Source organism: Pseudomonas sp. B14(2017) (assembly GCF_002113255.1).
GTDB classification, from domain to species: Bacteria; Pseudomonadota; Gammaproteobacteria; order Pseudomonadales; family Pseudomonadaceae; genus Aquipseudomonas; species Aquipseudomonas putida_Z.
Genome location: NZ_NEJY01000009.1, coordinates 22,981 through 38,332 on the forward strand (window position 1 = coordinate 22,981; position 15,352 = coordinate 38,332).

Here is a 15,352-nt window from a genome sequence, read left to right on the forward strand (position 1 = left end):
TTGGCACACTCCCTGCTTTATCCCAGTTACAACAAAGCCCACTGATCAACGGCGATCAACCCGGGCCCCCTACCGTGATGAATACAGGCAAAGGCGCCTGGAGCTTCGGCTCCAGGCGTTTTTTTTTGATCGAGGATCGGCTTATGAAGGCAACAGCGAGCAGCGGGCAACGAGAGCGACTGGTCATCGTCGGCAACGGCATGGTCGGCCACCATTGCGTCGAACAACTGGTCAGCCGCGGCGCCCTGCAGCGCTTCGAAGTGCATGTGTTCGGCGAAGAGCGCCAACGCGCCTACGACCGCGTGCACCTGTCCGAGTACTTCGGCGGCAGCTGTGCCGAAACCCTGGCCCTGTGCGAGCAGGACTTCTACGGTACCAACGGTGTGCACCTGCACCTCGGGGAAGCGGTGCTGGAAATCGACCGTGAGCGCGGCGAAGTGGTCACCGCGGAGGGCCGCTATGGCTACGACCAGCTGGTGCTGGCCACAGGTTCCTACCCCTTCGTGCCGCCGATCGAAGGTTCCAGCGGCAATGCCCGCCTGGTCTACCGCACCCTTGACGACCTCGACGGCATCCGCGCTGCCGCAGCCAGTGCCCGCCGTGGCGTGGTAGTGGGTGGTGGCCTGCTTGGCCTGGAAGCAGCCAACGCCCTCAAGTCGCTGGGCCTGGAAGCCCACGTGGTGGAATTCGCCCCGCGGCTGATGCCGGTGCAGCTGGACGGCGAGGGCGGTGCCGCGCTCAAGGCACAGATCGAAGCGCTGGGCGTTGGCGTGCATCTGTCGCGCGCCACCCAGTCGATCAGTGCGGGTGAAGACTACCGCTACCGCATGAACTTCGATGGCGGCGAGCACCTGGAAACCGACCTGATCGTGTTCTCTGCGGGTATCCGCCCGCAGGATGCCCTGGGCCGTGCCTGTGGCCTGGACATCGCCGCGCGTGGCGGCGTGGTGATCGACAACCATTGCCGCAGCAGCGACCCACGCATCTTTGCCATCGGCGAGTGCGCCTCGTGGAACGGCAGCGTGTTCGGCCTGGTCGCCCCGGGCTACAGCATGGCGCGCAACCTGGCGGCATTGCTGATGGGTGAAGCCGCTGGCGAATTCACCGGTGCCGACATGTCGACCAAGCTCAAGTTGCTGGGCGTGGATGTCGGTTCCATCGGCGATGCCCATGGCGCCACCCCGGGCGCACGCAGCTACCGCTTCATCGACGAAGCCAACAGCGCCTACCGCCGGCTGGTGGTGGATGCCAGCGGCAAGCACGTGCTCGGTGCGGTGCTGGTCGGCGACAACAGCTACTACGACACCCTGCTGCAGTACGCCCAGAACGGCATCGCCCTGCCAGCCGACCCCGCGGCACTGATCCTGCCGCAAGGCGGCGGCGCACCGGCCCTGGGTGCTGATGCGCTGCCCGACAGCGCGACCATCTGCTCGTGCCACAACGTCAGCAAGGGCGCGGTCTGCGCCGCCATCGACAGCGGCTGCGGCGACCTTGCCGCAGTCAAGGGCTGCACCAAGGCCGCCACCGGTTGTGGTGGTTGCGCGGCACTGCTCAAGCAGGTGTTCGAGCACGAGCTGACCGCCCGTGGCGTGGCGGTGGACAAGAGCCTGTGCGAGCACTTCGCCTACACTCGTCAGGAGCTGTACGGGCTGGTGCGGGTAGAGGGTATCCGCACCTTCAACGAACTGCTCGAACGCCACGGCAAGGGCCACGTTGGCTGCGACATCTGCAAGCCGGCGGTGGGCAGTATCCTCGCCTCGTGCTGGAACCAGCCGATCATGGACCCGGCGCTGGTGCCGCTGCAGGACACCAACGACACCTTCATGGCCAACATGCAGAAGAACGGCACCTACTCGGTGGTGCCGCGCATCCCCGGTGGTGAAATTACCCCCGACAAGCTCATCGTGATCGGCCAGGTGGCGAAAAAGTACGACCTGTACACCAAGATCACCGGCGGCCAGCGCATCGACCTGTTCGGCGCCCAGTTGCACGAGCTGCCGCTGATCTGGGGCGAGCTGATCGAGGCCGGCTTCGAAACCGGCCATGCCTACGGCAAGTCGACCCGCACGGTGAAATCGTGCGTCGGCAGCACCTGGTGCCGTTACGGCGTGCAGGACAGCGTCGGCATGGCCCTGCGCCTGGAAGACCGCTACAAAGGCCTGCGCAGCCCGCACAAGCTCAAGTTCGCGGTGTCCGGCTGCACTCGCGAATGCGCCGAGGCACAGAGCAAGGACATCGGCGTGATCGCCACCGACAAGGGCTGGAACCTGTACGTGTGCGGCAATGGCGGCATGCGCCCGCGGCATGCCGAACTGTTTGCCACCGACCTCGACGACGAAACCCTGGTGCGCCTGATCGACCGCGTGCTGATGTTCTACATCCGCACCGCCGACAAACTGCAGCGCACCTCGGTGTGGCGCGAGAACCTGGAAGGTGGGCTGGACTACCTGAAGCAGGTGATCATCGACGACAGCCTGGGCCTGGCCAGCGAGCTGGAGGCGCAGATGCAGCATGTGGTCGACCAGTATGAATGCGAATGGGCCAACGCCCTCAACGACCCCGAGAAGCTGAAGCGCTTCCGTACTTTCGTCAACGACCGCCGCGCCGACCCGGACGTGCACTTCGTGCGCGAACGCGAACAGCGCCGGCCTGCTGCGCCACTGCACCTGATCCCAACCGTCGAGGAGGCTGTCTGATGAACCTGTCCAATGCTGCTGTGAAAACCCACGAGAACTGGCAGGCGGTGTGCCAGGCGGATGACCTGGTGGCCGATTCCGGGGTGGTGGTCTGGCTCGACGGGGCCCAGGTGGCGCTGTTCTACCTGCCGGGGCAGGCGCAGCCGCTGTACGCGGTGGACAACCGCGACCCGCGGTCCGGCGCCAACATCATCGGCCGCGGGCTGGTGGGCAGTGTGCAGGGCGAGCTGGTGGTGGCGGCGCCGTTGTACAAGCAGCACTTCAGCCTGCAAAGTGGCGAGTGCCTGGAAGATGCCGGGCAGCGGTTGCGGGTGTGGCCGGTGCGGTTGAGTGGAAGTGCTGTGGAGTTGGCGGTGGCCTGATAAATCGCTGGGGGCGCTTTGCGCCCCTTTCGCGACACAAGGCCGCTCCTACAGGAAATTGCGTCCCCCTGTAGGAGCGGCCTTGGGTCGCGAAAGGGCTGCAAAGCAGCCCCAGGATCTTGAGTCAGATAACCAACCCCAGCGGCTTACGCCCTGCAAACACATCCACCAGGCTGGCCACCACCATCTCGCCCATGCGCGTGCGGGTCTGCACCGTGGCGCTGGCCCGGTGCGGTTGCAGCACCACATCCTCTCGCTCGAACAAGGCCTCGGGCGCCCGTGGTTCATCGGCAAACACATCCAGCGCTGCGCCCGCGATCTCGCCGGCCTCCAGCGCCGCGATCAACGCTGGCTCATCCACCAGCTTGCCGCGCGCGATGTTGATCAGGTACCCCTGCGACCCCAATGCCCGCAGAACCTCGCGGTTGACCAGCGCTTCGCCTTTGTCGGCTGCGGCTGCCAAGATCAGCGCATCGCTGCCCTGGGCCAACTGTACGAGATCCGCTTCGAAACCATAGGGCACATCCAGCGCCTGCAGGTCGGTATAGCGAATCGGGCAACCGAACGCCGCCGCTCGCTGCGCCACGGCGCGGCCGACCCGGCCCATGCCGACGATGCCCACCCGCATGCCTGTCACCTGGCGGGCCAGTGGCAGCGGTGCCAGCGGTGTGGCGCTGGTGGCCCAGTGGCCTGCGCGTACGAAACGGTCGCCGGTGCAGATGCCACGGCACAAGCCGATCAGCAGACCGATGGCGAGGTCGGCGACGTCCTCGGTGAGGGCGCCGATGGTGGCGGTGACCCGGATGCCGCGATCACGGGCATAGGCCAGGTCCACTGCGTCGGTGCCGACGCCATTGACCGCGACCACTTCAAGGTTGGGCAGGCGCGCCATCAGCGCCTGGCTGATGCCGGTGTGGCCACCGGTGATCACACCGCGAATATTGCCGGCATGCTGGTTGACGAAGGCGTCCTTGTCGGTCTGTTCGTAGTAGCGGTGCACAGTGAACAGTTGGTCCAGGCGCTCGCGGATTTGCGGGATGAGGATCGGGCTCAGTTGCAGGACTTCGGGTTTCATCGGTCACTCCATCAGGAACAAAGGTCAGCCACGGCCTACGAACGGCATGTTGCTGGCCATCACGGTCATGTTCAGTACGTTGGCGTCCAGCGGCAGCGCGGCGATGTAGCGCACCGCGTCGGCCACATGGCGCACGTCGAGCATCGGTTCGGCGGCGGTCTCGCCATTGGCCTGGCGCACTCCACGGGTCATGCGCTCGGACAGCTCGGTCAGGGCGTTGCCGATGTCCACCTGGCTGCAGACGATGTTGTACGACCGACCATCCAGCGCCAGTGCCTTGGTCAGGCCCAGCACCGCGTGCTTGCTGGCGGTGTAGGGGGCGGTGAACGGGCGCGGGGTGTGCGCCGAGATCGAGCCGTTGTTGATGATTCGCCCGCCCTGCGGCTGCTGGCGGCGCATCAGGCCGAAGGCGGCGCGGGCGCACAGAAACACGCCGTCGACGTTGGTGGCGATGACGTTGCGCCAGTACTCCAGCGGCAGCTCGTCGACCGGTACGGCGGGGGCGTTGACCCCGGCATTGTTGAAGATCACATCGAGGCGGCCATGCACCTCCTCGATGGTAGCGAACAGTTGCGCAACGCTCTGCTCGTCGCGCACGTCGGTTGGCACGGCCAGGGCTTCACCGCCCGCTGCCTGAGCCTGTTCGACCACTGCTTGCAGCGGTTCTGCGCGGCGCCCGGCGAGGACCAGGCTGAAGCCATCCTCCAGCAGGGCGAGGGCGACGGCGCGGCCGATGCCGCTGCCAGCGCCGGTGACCAGGGCGATTTTCTTGTTTTGGCTCATGTGGGGCTCCGGTAGATTCAGGCAGCGCTGGCGGCTTGTCCGGCAGGGCGGGGGCCGACGCGCAGTTGCAGTTCGCCGATGCCATCAATGCCGGCGTGGATCGTGTCGCCCGGGTTGAGCGGCGCCACCCCGGGCGGGCTGCCGGTCATGATCAGGTCGCCGGGGCGCAGCGGCAGTTGGCGGGACAGCCTGCTGATCACCTCGGACAGGGCCCAGGTCTGCTGGCGCAGGTGCGCACGCTGGCGCTCCTGGCCATTGACCTGCAACCACAGCGACGCGTCCAGCGGCCAGGCACATTCGCTGGCGGGAACGATGGCGGTCATCGGTGCCGAGGCCTCGAACACCTTGGCGCCTTCCCAGGGCAGGCCCTCGGCCTTGGCTTTGCGCTGGTGGTCGCGGCGGGTCAGGTCGAGGCCGGCGGCAAAGCCGAACACATGTGCCAGGGCATGCTCCGTGGCAATGTTGGCACCGCCCTTGGCGATGGCGGCTACCAGTTCGATTTCGTGGCAGAACTCATCGGTCTGCGGCGGAAAGGGCAGCTCGCCCTGCGCCTGGACCACGTTGCTCGCCGGTTTCATGAAGAACACAGGCTCCTGCGGTGCCGCTCCGTAGGATTCCGGCCAAGGGTAGTTGCGGCCCAGGCAGAACACCCGGCCGACCGGGAAGCGCGCAGCGCTGCCGCGGATCGGCAGGCTGACGGTGGCCGGTGGGTTGAACAGGTAGGTCATGGGTGGATCCTCCGTACTGGAGTGGTCAGCGTAAGTCAGCGGCTGGCCGGTAAAGTTGGACGAAAACGGGGATGGCTTGGACTATCCAAGCAACCTGTAGCGGCTTCTTTGCGGGCAAGGACAGACAACGCTCAAGCTGCGGACTTCAGCTCGATGCGATACAGCTTCCCGAGCAGCAGCGAGTAAGAGAGGGTGCCCATCAACGCCACGGCGCCGATGAACCAGAACGCCATGGCAAACGAGCCGCTGGCATGCACGATCGCGCCAATCACGATCGGCGTGACGATGCCGCCAATGTTCGCCGCCAGGCTGGTGACCCCGCCGGTCAGGCCGATCAGCTCCTTGGGCGCTACTTCCGACACCGCCGCCCACGACGCCGAGGCGATGCCCTGGGCGAAGAACGCCAGGGTGAGGATGGCAATGCACAGCACATTGGAGTCGGTGAAGTTCACCAGCACGATCGACATGCCCAGCATCGAACCCACCACCAGAGGCAGTTTGCGGGCGAACGACAGCGAGTAGCCCTTGCGGATCAGCAGATCGGAGACGATCCCCGCGAGGAGGATGCCGACCGTGGCACCAATGAACGGCATGACGGCGAAGATGCCGACCTTGATCAGCGTCAACTGGCGCTCCTCGATCAGGTAGGTGGGGAACCAGGTGAGGAAGAAATACAGCGCCGAGGTGCTGGCGAACTTGCCAAGGCAGATGGCCCAGACCTGGCGATAGCGGAACAGCTCAGCCACCTGGCGCCAGGCAAAACGGGTGCGCGCCCGGCTGCTTTTCACCAGCCCGCCGCCGCCTTCGATGTAGGCCAGCTCTTCCTTGCTGACCTTCTTGCAGTTCAGCGGGTCGCGGTACAGCCATAGCCACACCGCGCCGAACAGGATGCCGACCAGGCCGGTGCTGTAGAACACATGGCGCCAGTCATAGGTGGTTGCCAGCCACAACAGCGCGCCGGTGAACAGCGCGGTGCCCAGGTACTGGCCACACACGTAGATGCTGCTGGCCAAGCCGCGTTCACGGGCGGGGAACCACACCGTGACCGCACGGCTGTTGGCCGGAAATGCCGGGGCCTCCATGGCACCGACTGCCAGGCGCAGGCCGAACAGCGAGGCAAAGCCGCTGGCCAGGCCCTGGGCCACGGTGACCGCAGACCAGCTGATCAGCGATACGCCGTAGGTCAGGCGCGAACCGAAACGGTCGGCGATGAAACCGGCAGGCACCAAGGCCAGGGCGTAGGTCCAGGCGAAGGCGGAGAAGATCAGCCCCATCTCGACCTTGTCCAGCCCCAGGTCCTTGGCCATGAACGGCGCTGCGATGGAAATGTTCACCCGGTCGACATAATTGATGATGGTCGCCACCAGCAGCAGCGACAGCATGAACCAGCGGCGGCGGGTGGGCAGGCGCTGGGCAGGGGCCGCGTCCAGCGCGTATGACGACGCGGTGCGGGGGGTAGGCGTGCTCGACATGAGTCGACCTCGTTTGTTGTTGTTGGTAGAGGTTGGGCTGCAGTCCCTTTTCTAAGGTGGTCGTACAACAGCGTGAATGCAACGGCCGTTTTAGACCGTTTTTTTCACAGGAGACGGGGTATGGCAGCGCTGTCCAAGAAAATCAGCGGGCTGGGTTTTGCTCGGTTTTCATGCTGAAGGTCGCGTTTTTTGAGGGCTGCACGGATTTCCGGTTGCGCTGCTTTTTGCAGAAGGGGTTAAATCACTAAATCTAGACATCGTACAACTAGGTCGTGCCTGCCACTGCTTCTTCGCGGGCAAGCCCGCTCCCACAGGTACAGCGCAGGCTTCAAGTTTTTTGGAGACCCTTGGGAGCGGGCTCGCTCGCGAAGAGGCCACAACAGGCGGCGCCACACTCACTGAATGGAGCAAGCCGAATGCCCCCCAAGCGCGAGGTCCCGACCTACGTCATGCAGCAGCGCAGCGAGCTGATGGATTTCTATATCCGCGACCAGCGCGGCCGTCCCGCCGAGACCGCGCCGCACCGTCACGAGTACTTCCAGATCCAGGTCAACTTCGGCGGCGATACGGTGCAGCACATCGGCAGCGTGCAGCGCCCGTTCACGCGCAACACCCTGGCCTTCATCCTGCCGCATCGGGTGCACGTGATACCGCACCCGGACGACAGCGACTTCGTGGTGATCAACTTCTCCCAGACCTTCCTCTTGCCACACCTGGCCTGCGACCCGATGGACCTGGAAGAGGTGTCGATCCTGCAGGCGCCGGAACTGTCACCGTTCCGTTTCCAGGAGCACCTCGACTTCAGCCTCGATGAGGCTGACTTCGCCGAGGTGCGGCAGATCCTCGAACGCATGCGCACGCTGGATGCCAACCGCCGGTTCGGTAGCCGTGAAATGCTCAAGGGCCTGCTGCTGCAACTGATCGGCCAGGTCTGCGGCCTGTACGCCGAGCCGCTGCGCGAACTGGCCGACAGCAATGCCGCCCAGCTCAGCCGCCGCGCCGCGCTGGGCCGCATGAGCGAGTACCTGCGTCGGCACATCGATGACCCTGACCTGAACCTGCAGAAAGTCGCCGCCGCTACTTACCTGTCACCGACCTACCTGACCCATTGGTTGCGCAAGGAAATCGGCAAGACTTTCAGCGAGCTGGTGCTGGAGCGGCGTATGCATACTGCGCGCAACTACCTGCTCAATGGCAGCCGCCCGGTGGGTGAGGTGGCGCGGCTTTGTGGCTTCGCCGATGAAGCCTACTTTTCCCGGCGCTTTCGGCAGATTCATGGCTTGCCGCCGGGGCAGTTCCGCCGCCAGCAACGCGACCCGGATACGCCGCAGGTGGCGATGCGGTAAGCTTGGCGACATGAATCTCGACACCCGCATCAAGTACCGCCACCTGCTGTGCTTCCTGGAGATTGCCCGGCAGGGCAGCCTGGCCAGGGCTGCCGACATCCTGGCAATCAGCCAGCCCGCCATCTCCAAGACCCTCAAGGAACTCGAAGACCTGCTGGAAACGCGCCTGTTCGCGCGCAGCCGCCAGGGCGTCGAGCTGACCCCGGCCGGTACGCGTTTCATGCGCTATGCCGGGCCCAGCGTGCAGGCCCTGCGCGATGGCGTCAGCAGCCTGCGTGGCGAGGCGCGGGCGCCGTCGCAAGTGCGCATCGGCGTGCTGTCCACGGTCGAAGGCCTGCTCATGCCCGAAGTGCTGTGCCGCCTGCACCAGCGCCATGAGGCGCTGGTGATCAGTGTGGTCACCGGGGTCAGCGCGCAGCTGCTCGGCCAGTTGCGCCTGGGCGAACTGGAACTGGTGGTCGGGCGCATGACCGACAGCCCGCAGATCCAGGGCCTGTCGTTCGAGCACCTGTACAGCGAGTCGATGAGCCTGGTGGTGCGGCCCGGCCACCCGCTGCTGGCCAGCAAGCCAGTAGAGCGGGGAGAGGTTGGGCATTACCCGCTGGTGCTGCCGCCAGCCGGCACCACCATCCGCCAGCATGCCGATAGCCTGTTCGTGCAATGCGGCATCCAGATGCCCGCCCAGCGCCTGGAAACCCTGTCGCTGGCGCTGAGCCGGCGCTACCTTCTGGGCAGCGATGCAGTGTGGGTGGCGCCGCGCGATGCGGTGCTGCTCGACCTGCGCCGGGGCGAGCTGGTCGAGCTTGACCTGGGTGTGCGCGAGCCAGGCGGCTCGGTCGGCATCTGTCGCAATGCCGCCTTGCCGCAGAGCCTGCCTGGGCAGTGGGTATGCGAGGTGTTGCGTGAGGTGGCAGGGCAGTACCGAGAGGGCAGCTACCCCTGAACGCAGGTTTGGCCCTTTCGCCGGCAAGCCAGCTCCCACAGGGATAGCACCTGCTTCGGGGCCTGTGGTCAACCTGTGGGAGCTGGCTTGCCGGCGATAGGGCCAGTGCAGGCTTCTCAGCATTCAGCTAAATAAATTCCCCGCAAAACCGGGCAAAGGCGCCGCAACCGATCAATACTGGCCAGTGGCTGCACATCCTTGGATGAATAAGCGTTTAACTACTGAACTTCCTTACCAAAACCGGCTCCTATGCCGGTAGCCATTGGTCATGGCCGCCTGCTAAGCTCGCGGCTTTACCCTGATTGCCCTTTTGGCGCATGAACAAGGAAATAGCATGAAACAGCATCGTTTGGCGGCTGCGGTTGCCCTGGTAGGCCTGGTACTGGCTGGCTGTGATCAACAGACCAGCAGCCCCGAGCTGAAGACTCCGGCACAGAAAGCCTCCTACGGTATCGGCCTGAACATGGGCAAGAGCCTGGCTCAGGAAGGCATGGAAGACCTTGATTCGAAAGCAGTCGCCCTCGGCATCGAAGACGCCGTTGGCAAGAAGGAACAGCGCATCAAGGACGAAGAGCTGGTAGAGGCCTTCACCGCGCTGCAGAAGCGTGCCGAAGAGCGCCTGGCCAAGGCTAGCGAAGAAGCCGCCTCCGCCGGCAAGAAGTTCCTCGAGGAAAACGCCAAGAAGCCAGGCGTGGTCACCACTGCCTCGGGCCTGCAGTACGAAGTGGTCAAGAAGGCCGACGGCCCGCAGCCCAAGGCGACCGACGTGGTCACCGTCCACTACGAAGGCAAGCTGATCGATGGCAAGGTGTTCGACAGCTCCGTCGAGCGCGGCAGCCCGATCGACCTGCCGGTCAGCGGCGTGATCCCGGGTTGGGTCGAAGGCCTGCAGCTGATGCACGTCGGCGAGAAGTACAAGCTGTTCATCCCGGCTGAACTGGCCTACGGTGCGCAGAGCCCAAGCCCGCTGATCCCGGCCAACTCGGTACTGGTATTCGACCTGGAACTGATCGCCATCAAGGATCCGGCCCAGCTGCAAGGCGCCGAGCCGGAAGCGGAAGCTCCTGCCGAGGCCCCGGCCGAAGCGCCTGCCAAGTAACACTGGCTGGCCCACGCAAAACGCCCCGTCCTGACGGGGCGTTTTCGTTTGTGCCGGGTAGTTGGACGAACCTGCAACTGCTGATACTGTCCGAGGAAATGCAGCGTGAAGAAGCAGAATGCTTCTGACGCAAACCGTTTGCGGCGTACGCACCCAAGGTGTGAAACGACTGTGTAAAAAACGCCCGATCTGACCGGGGCCCTTGCCTGGCAGGCACCTGGGGTCGGAAACGTCGCCCTGTTCACAAGGTTATCCACAATAAATGTGGATAACCTTTTCCTCTTGGAGGCTCCATGAGCGCACCCTGGAATTTCGCCCGTTTCCTGCCCTTGGCCGAGCGCCTGCTCAGCCGTGGCCGGTTGCCGGCCTTGCTGTTTGCGGTAGCCCGCAAAGGCCCGCGCATCGGCCAGTTGCGTGAAGACGTGAAGCTGCTGCAGTCGCTGTGCCTTGCCTGGTGGCGCGGCGAGTACCGCGCCATCAGCCCCAAGGCGCTGGTCACCATCGTCGCCGGGCTGCTGTATTTCGTCAGCCCCATCGACGCCATCCCCGACTGGCTGCTGGGCGTGGGTTTCCTCGACGACATCGCGGTACTGGGTTGGGTGCTTAAGACCGTGGCTGACGAACTGGCGCGCTTCAAGGCCTGGCGCGACAGCCAGGCGCCCGAGCGGCTGCGCGTGGTCGAGCGCCTGCCGGCCACCCCCGAAGCGCTGCGGTTGGAACGCAACACGCAGTGAAACTGGCCGCAACCGCAGCGCAACTGCACAGACCCCAGAGTTGGTAATATAATTGGCATAAGGGTTATGCCTACGGATTACATGCTGTAATCCTTTTTAAAGGGGTTTGTAATGGGTATTCAGGTCATCAGCCGGGACGGTCAACCCGAGTACGCCGTCGTTCCCTGGGAACAGTACCAGGCACTGCTCAAGGCCGCAGGGCAGGCACCCGCCGAGGTGGTTGCCAGTGAAGCACAGGGCGATGCAGCCAGTGCGCCATTGCCGGCCTTCAGCGAAGTGGCACAGATTCGCCAGGCCAAGGGCATTGCCCCTGAGCAACTGGCGCGCAATGTCGGGGTAAGCCCGGCTTACCTGGCCATGATCGAATCGGGCGAACGCCAGCCGGATGCTGCCATCCGCCGAGCCCTGGCCTGGCATCTGGGGGTGGCTGGCTGGAGCGAGCCATCATGAGCCAGGTCAGGATCAGCCGTCAGCACTGGGATAACCTGCTGGGCGAGCTTGACCTGGCCCGTCGTCAACGTCACTTGCTGACGTATCGAGCGCTGATCGAGCGCTTGCAGTTGCCCAGCCCGGCCATGCAGACGCTGACAGCCGCGCTTGAGTACCTGGCGGTGCTGGATGCCCGCGCCGAGCAGCCATTGCGCAGCTCGCTGGTGATCAGCCAGGGTGCCAGCCGTTTGCCGCGTACCGGCTTCTTTGAATGCGTTGAACGGTTGGGCCGATTTTCCGGGCCGGTCGACGGCATGGAAGCGGCCTCATGGCATGCCTCCGAGGTGGTCAGGGTGTTCGAGTACAGCTACCCCGAAACGGCCTGAAGCGTTACCTGTTCCGGCCTCTTCGCGGGCACGCCCGCTCCCACAGGTACAGCACAAGGCTCAAGATCCGTGATGAACCTGTGGGAGCGGGCATGCCCGCGAAGAGGCCATAACAGGCAGCGCATCCCTGTGGATCAATCCACAAGCCCTGCCATCGGCATCTACCACCTCCAATACCTCCAGGTGCCGGTGCCGGCCAAACAGCTCCAGCAACTGCCCAATCGTCGCATTGAGCCGCACCGTCGGCTGTTCGGCCTGCGGAACGCTCATCAGCGCCGGTAGCGGCCTGCTTTCGCGCGCTCCCAGCTCCTGCGGCCGCCCCAGCAGGTAGCCCTGCACCAGGTCCACGCCCATCTCCACCAGCACCGCCAGCTCTTCCGCCAGCTCGATGCCTTCGGCAATCACCTGCGCCTTCGACGCCCGAGCAATCTGCAAAATCGAACCTACGAACTCACGCTTGAGCGGGTCGCGGTGGATGCCGTCGATGAAATGTCGGTCGATCTTCACGTATTCGGGGCGCAGCTCCGACCACAGGCGCAGGCTCGAATAACCCGCCCCCAGATCGTCGATGGCAATCGAGAAGCCCATGTCCCGGTAGTGGTGCAGGGCATTGGACAGCAGCTGGAAGTCGTCGGTCGGGGTGTGTTCGGTCAATTCGATCACCACCCGGCTGGGCGGCAGGCCGACCTGTTCGAGCAGTTTCAGGGTCTGCCCGGAGGGGTAGTGCGGCTCCAGCAGCGATTCCGGCGAGATGTTGAGAAACAGCTTGCCCTGCAGCTGCTGTTCGCTGAAACGCCGGCAGGCGCTTTCCCGGCAGGCAGCCTCCAGCTCGGTCAGGCGGCCGGCCTGGCGGGCGATGGTAAACAGGTTCAGCGGTGCGTGCAGCGGGCTGTTGGAGGGCCCTCGGCTCAATGCTTCATGGCCGAAAACCCGTTGCTCGCTCAGGCACATGATCGGCTGGAACAGACTGTGGATGCTGCGTTGAGCCAGGATGGCACTCAAGGCACTGAGCTGTTCGGCGACGGTCATGACGTATTCCTGAAAATGAAAGGGCCGGGCGTTTCCACGCCCGGCCCCTCTATTTCACGACAGCGCGATGACTGTTTGATGACAAGTGAAACTAATTTGCCATCATTGCCGCAGTGCCTTACTTCTTGGCCACCTTGGTGCTCGCACTCAGGTAGTCGATCAGGATGCGACCGGTTTCCGACAGGTAGGCATCGTCTTCCGGCTTGGTGTTCTCATCCTCGGTCGGCAGCGCGTCCTCATCCTCTTTCTTCAGCTCCTTCAGCGGCTCTTCACCCTTGGCCTTGCGGCGGATGTTTTCCAGCGCCAGCTGCTTGGCCTCGATTTCGTCGTGGCGTGCACGGCGGTCCTGCTCGTTGAGGCTGACGGTCTTCTCGTTCATCAGCTTCTGGGTCAGGGCCAGGCGGTCGCGGATGTAGGTGAACTCCGCGTCCTTGTCGCTGCGCGCTTCATGCTGCGCCTTGAGTTGGGCCAGGAACGGCTTGAACGGGTCGGCCGCCGGCTTGACCACCGGGCGAATGGTGTCCCATGGCATAGCCTCGGGCAGGGCGCTCTCGCCGATTTCCTTGGTGTCGATGATCGACGGGTAGTCGATGTCCGGCAGCACGCCCTGGTGTTGGGTGCTCTGCCCGGAAACCCGGTAGAACTTGGCCAGGGTTAGCTTCAGCTCGCCATGGTTGAGTGGCTGGATGGTCTGCACGGTGCCTTTGCCGAAGGTCTGGCCACCGATGATCAGCGCACGGTGGTAGTCCTGCATGGCACCGGCGAAGATCTCCGAAGCCGAGGCCGACAGGCGGTTGACCAGCAGCGCCAGCGGGCCCTTGTAGAAGGCACCGGGGTTTTCGTCTTCCAGCACGTCGACACGGCCGTCGCTGTTGCGCACCAGCACGGTCGGGCCTTTCTCGATGAACAGGCTGGTCAGCTCGGTGGCTTCCTGCAGCGAGCCGCCGCCGTTGTTGCGCAGGTCGATGACCACGCCGTCGACTTTTTCTTTCTGCAGTTCGGTGAGCAGCTTCTTCACGTCCCGCGTGGTGCTCTTGTACTCCGGGTCACCGGCGCGGTAGGCCTTGAAGTCGAGGTAGAAGGCCGGGATCTCGATGATGCCCAGCTTGTAGTCACGCCCGTCCTGCTTGAGCTTGAGCACCGACTTCTTCGCTGCCTGCTCTTCGAGCTTCACCGCCTCGCGGGTGATCGACACGATCTTGCTGGTCTGGTCGCTAGGCGCGTTGCTGGCCGGTATGATCTCCAGGCGCACCACCGAGCCTTTCGGGCCGCGGATCAGCTTGACCACTTCGTCCAGGCGCCAGCCGACCACGTCGACCATTTCCTTGTTGCCCTGGGCCACGCCGATGATCTTGTCGGCCGGTGCCACCTGCTTGGTTTTGGCCGCCGGGCCAGCCGGCACCAGGCGCACGATCTTGACCTGGTCGTTGTCGCTTTGCAGCACTGCGCCGATGCCTTCCAGCGACAGGCTCATGTTGATGTCGAAGTTTTCCGCGTTGTCCGGCGACAGGTAGTTGGTGTGCGGGTCGTAGGACTGGGCGAAGGTGTTGATGTAGGCCTGGAAGATGTCCTCGGCACGGGTCTGGTCCAGGCGCGACAGCTGGTTCTTGTAGCGCTTGGTCAGGGTTTCCTGGATTTGCTTGGGTTCCTTGCCGGCGATCTTCTGGCGCAGCACTTCGTCCTTGACGCGTTTGCGCCACAGGTCGTCGAGCTCGGCCTGGTCCTTCATCCACGGGGCGTCCTTGCGGTCGATCAGCAAGGTTTCCTTGGCGTTGAAGTCGATCTTGTCCACGCCCTTGTTCAGCTCGGCCAGGGCGAAGTCCAGGCGTTGCTTGACGCGGTCCAGGTAGCGTTTGTAGATGGTGAAGCCCGGGTCCAGGTTACCGCTCTTGAGGAAATCGTCGAATTGCGTTTTCCATTTGTCGAATTCGGCGATGTCGGCGGCGGTGAAGTAGCTGCGCGCCGGGTCCAGCAGCTTGATGTAGCTGTCATAGATGATGGCCGAACGGGCGTCGTCCAGTGGCGGCTTGCTGTAGTGGTGGCGCTTGAGCAATTCCACCACGTTGAGGCTGGCGACGATCTCGTCGCGGTCCGGCTGCAGGCTGTCCCACTTGTTGGCGGCCGCCGCATTGCCGCCGAGCGTGAGGCTGCCCAGGCCGATCATCAGGGCCAGGGCGGTGCTTGGGAGGAAATGCTTCATGCTGATTCGACGTGGAGGCAATTGATCACGCATAGTAGGCCGTCTTTTCCGTTCGCCGGTTCCATGGGAG

Annotated in this window: 14 protein-coding genes; 8 read left to right on the plus strand and 6 right to left on the minus strand. The window is 64.2% G+C overall.

Going from position 1 to position 15,352, the window contains the following annotated elements; all coding sequences use genetic code 11:
- The first annotated feature begins 143 nt into the window (after window positions 1–143).
- Complete coding sequence (gene nirB / locus CAG34_RS10875) at window positions 144–2,696, plus strand: nitrite reductase large subunit NirB (protein ID WP_025338051.1); 2,553 nt, start codon at window positions 144–146, stop codon at window positions 2,694–2,696.
- Window positions 2,696–3,058: a nitrite reductase small subunit NirD gene (gene nirD / locus CAG34_RS10880; RefSeq protein ID WP_085589906.1), complete on the plus strand. Its 363-nt coding sequence runs from the start codon at window positions 2,696–2,698 to the stop codon at window positions 3,056–3,058. The genes nirB and nirD overlap by 1 nt, the downstream gene beginning before the upstream one ends.
- A gap of 124 nt (window positions 3,059–3,182) precedes the next feature.
- Here nirD and CAG34_RS10885 read toward each other — a convergent pair whose 3' ends face one another.
- The 4 genes from CAG34_RS10885 to CAG34_RS10900 all read right to left on the minus strand — a co-directional run bounded on the left by CAG34_RS10885 (window position 3,183) and on the right by CAG34_RS10900 (window position 7,116).
- Entirely contained in the window at window positions 3,183–4,133 is a 951-nt protein-coding gene (locus CAG34_RS10885) for a 2-hydroxyacid dehydrogenase (RefSeq protein ID WP_085589908.1), read from the minus strand.
- Window positions 4,134–4,157: 24 nt separating this feature from the next.
- Entirely contained in the window at window positions 4,158–4,916 is a 759-nt protein-coding gene (locus tag CAG34_RS10890) for an SDR family oxidoreductase (protein WP_085589910.1), read from the minus strand.
- A gap of 17 nt (window positions 4,917–4,933) precedes the next feature.
- Window positions 4,934–5,644 carry a fumarylacetoacetate hydrolase family protein gene (locus CAG34_RS10895; RefSeq protein WP_085589912.1) on the minus strand — a complete coding sequence of 237 codons (711 nt, stop codon included), beginning with the start codon at window positions 5,642–5,644 and terminating at the stop codon, window positions 4,934–4,936.
- 131 nt (window positions 5,645–5,775) lie between these two features.
- Window positions 5,776–7,116 (minus strand): MFS transporter, encoded by a 1,341-nt coding sequence (locus tag CAG34_RS10900; RefSeq protein ID WP_085589914.1) that lies wholly within the window; start codon window positions 7,114–7,116, stop codon window positions 5,776–5,778.
- A gap of 416 nt (window positions 7,117–7,532) precedes the next feature.
- Here CAG34_RS10900 and CAG34_RS10905 point away from each other — a divergent pair, with 416 nt between their 5' ends.
- The 6 genes from CAG34_RS10905 (at window position 7,533) to CAG34_RS10930 (ending at window position 12,053) form a co-directional block, all read left to right on the plus strand.
- Window positions 7,533–8,462 (plus strand): AraC family transcriptional regulator, encoded by a 930-nt coding sequence (locus CAG34_RS10905; protein ID WP_085589916.1) that lies wholly within the window; start codon window positions 7,533–7,535, stop codon window positions 8,460–8,462.
- 10 nt (window positions 8,463–8,472) lie between these two features.
- Window positions 8,473–9,405 (plus strand): pca operon transcription factor PcaQ, encoded by a 933-nt coding sequence (gene pcaQ, locus CAG34_RS10910; RefSeq protein WP_039614581.1) that lies wholly within the window; start codon window positions 8,473–8,475, stop codon window positions 9,403–9,405.
- A gap of 334 nt (window positions 9,406–9,739) precedes the next feature.
- Complete coding sequence (locus CAG34_RS10915) at window positions 9,740–10,504, plus strand: FKBP-type peptidyl-prolyl cis-trans isomerase (RefSeq protein ID WP_003257347.1); 765 nt, start codon at window positions 9,740–9,742, stop codon at window positions 10,502–10,504.
- Window positions 10,505–10,797: 293 nt separating this feature from the next.
- A complete protein-coding gene (locus CAG34_RS10920) occupies window positions 10,798–11,238 on the plus strand; it encodes a YkvA family protein (protein WP_015269270.1) in 441 nt (146 codons plus the stop codon).
- A gap of 111 nt (window positions 11,239–11,349) precedes the next feature.
- Window positions 11,350–11,688, plus strand: coding sequence for a helix-turn-helix transcriptional regulator (locus CAG34_RS10925; RefSeq protein WP_039614580.1), 339 nt, complete (start codon window positions 11,350–11,352; stop codon window positions 11,686–11,688).
- The gene (locus CAG34_RS10930; RefSeq protein WP_013971408.1) at window positions 11,685–12,053 is read left to right on the plus strand and encodes a hypothetical protein; all 369 of its coding nucleotides are present in this window, start codon (window positions 11,685–11,687) and stop codon (window positions 12,051–12,053) included. The genes CAG34_RS10925 and CAG34_RS10930 overlap by 4 nt, the downstream gene beginning before the upstream one ends.
- Before the next feature lie 60 nt (window positions 12,054–12,113).
- On the opposite strand, the gene CAG34_RS10935 is transcribed toward CAG34_RS10930, so the two are convergent.
- Together CAG34_RS10935 and CAG34_RS10940 are read right to left on the minus strand one after the other, a co-directional pair.
- Window positions 12,114–13,082: an EAL domain-containing protein gene (locus CAG34_RS10935; protein ID WP_085589918.1), complete on the minus strand. Its 969-nt coding sequence runs from the start codon at window positions 13,080–13,082 to the stop codon at window positions 12,114–12,116.
- A 118-nt stretch (window positions 13,083–13,200) separates the two neighbouring features.
- A complete protein-coding gene (locus tag CAG34_RS10940) occupies window positions 13,201–15,282 on the minus strand; it encodes a carboxy terminal-processing peptidase (protein WP_025338057.1) in 2,082 nt (693 codons plus the stop codon).
- Window positions 15,283–15,352: the final 70 nt, after the last annotated feature.

What these genes read in the sequence shown, in the direction of transcription:
- nirB (WP_025338051.1), top strand. Translation starts at nt 144, where the DNA reads ATGAAGGCAACAGCGAGCAGCGGGCAACGAGAGCGACTGGTCATCGTC.
- nirD (WP_085589906.1), top strand. Translation starts at nt 2,696, where the DNA reads ATGAACCTGTCCAATGCTGCTGTGAAAACCCACGAGAACTGGCAGGCG.
- CAG34_RS10885 (WP_085589908.1), bottom strand. Translation starts at nt 4,133, where the DNA reads ATGAAACCCGAAGTCCTGCAACTGAGCCCGATCCTCATCCCGCAAATC.
- CAG34_RS10890 (WP_085589910.1), bottom strand. Translation starts at nt 4,916, where the DNA reads ATGAGCCAAAACAAGAAAATCGCCCTGGTCACCGGCGCTGGCAGCGGC.
- CAG34_RS10895 (WP_085589912.1), bottom strand. Translation starts at nt 5,644, where the DNA reads ATGACCTACCTGTTCAACCCACCGGCCACCGTCAGCCTGCCGATCCGC.
- CAG34_RS10900 (WP_085589914.1), bottom strand. Translation starts at nt 7,116, where the DNA reads ATGTCGAGCACGCCTACCCCCCGCACCGCGTCGTCATACGCGCTGGAC.
- CAG34_RS10905 (WP_085589916.1), top strand. Translation starts at nt 7,533, where the DNA reads ATGCCCCCCAAGCGCGAGGTCCCGACCTACGTCATGCAGCAGCGCAGC.
- pcaQ (WP_039614581.1), top strand. Translation starts at nt 8,473, where the DNA reads ATGAATCTCGACACCCGCATCAAGTACCGCCACCTGCTGTGCTTCCTG.
- CAG34_RS10915 (WP_003257347.1), top strand. Translation starts at nt 9,740, where the DNA reads ATGAAACAGCATCGTTTGGCGGCTGCGGTTGCCCTGGTAGGCCTGGTA.
- CAG34_RS10920 (WP_015269270.1), top strand. Translation starts at nt 10,798, where the DNA reads ATGAGCGCACCCTGGAATTTCGCCCGTTTCCTGCCCTTGGCCGAGCGC.
- CAG34_RS10925 (WP_039614580.1), top strand. Translation starts at nt 11,350, where the DNA reads ATGGGTATTCAGGTCATCAGCCGGGACGGTCAACCCGAGTACGCCGTC.
- CAG34_RS10930 (WP_013971408.1), top strand. Translation starts at nt 11,685, where the DNA reads ATGAGCCAGGTCAGGATCAGCCGTCAGCACTGGGATAACCTGCTGGGC.
- CAG34_RS10935 (WP_085589918.1), bottom strand. Translation starts at nt 13,082, where the DNA reads ATGACCGTCGCCGAACAGCTCAGTGCCTTGAGTGCCATCCTGGCTCAA.
- CAG34_RS10940 (WP_025338057.1), bottom strand. Translation starts at nt 15,282, where the DNA reads ATGAAGCATTTCCTCCCAAGCACCGCCCTGGCCCTGATGATCGGCCTG.